The sequence below is a fragment of the Synechococcus sp. R70.1 genome (genome assembly GCF_047461675.1).
Lineage (GTDB): Bacteria > Cyanobacteriota > Cyanobacteriia > Thermostichales > Thermostichaceae > Thermostichus.
On record NZ_JANSHR010000076.1, the window covers coordinates 1 to 752 of the forward strand.

Annotated in this window: 1 protein-coding gene; it reads right to left on the reverse strand. The window is 59.2% G+C overall.

Annotated features, from left to right (window positions below):
- Window positions 1-324 precede the first annotated feature (324 nt).
- The coding region (locus tag NW807_RS08970) for an O-antigen ligase family protein (protein ID WP_414425885.1) at window positions 325-752 on the reverse strand (428 nt) is incomplete at its 5' end.

The window sequence follows — 752 nt, forward strand, 5'->3', positions numbered from 1 at the left end:
GGTCTGTGATCTCCAGGGAGAGGAGATCCCCTGGCTTGATGGGATCAGGGGCCAGCAAGGGGATTGGCTGCTCCATGGAAGAAGGTGGGGCACTCCAGATACCACTGAACTTTTTCGGAAATGGGTTAGCAACAGCTTTTTACTCCCCTTCTGGAGAGGCGTGCTCTCACCTCCCCTCCCCTCTCTCCGAGGAAAAGGGGAGATTTGATGAGGGGAGATGTGAGTCAATCGAAATTGGGTGAGACCATCCAATCGATACGCAAGAAAATCCGGCAACCGAGACAGAATAAACAGAGTAATCCCAGAAAACGCAAGGACGGAACTCTATTGTGGCATTGGCTGGGACACCTGGCTTGGGAAGGGATCCGCTGGAACCCTATTTTGCTTGCCGCGGAGCGGATCGAGGCTGGATCCCCAAACGGCCCCCAAAAGCAAGGTCATCAACAGGTGAAGGCGGCCGTCCAAGATCACCACGTCCACTATCCCGGCAGCAAAAAACGCTGTTAGGGCCAGCACCATGCCCAGAAGGAGCCCGTCCTGGGAGCAGCGCCAGGCTCGCCAGCCCCGCGCCAAGATCCAGCCCCACAAGGCCAGATAGCCCAGCAGCAGAGGGATCCCGCCTTCCGCCGCCAAGTGCAAGTACAAGTTGTGGCAGTGGCCCAGCAGCTCGGGCGGGTCCTGGGCATTGTAGAGCTCGGGAAAGCTCTGCCAGCCCCAGCCGGTCAGGGGCCGCTCCCGCACCATCTGCAGGG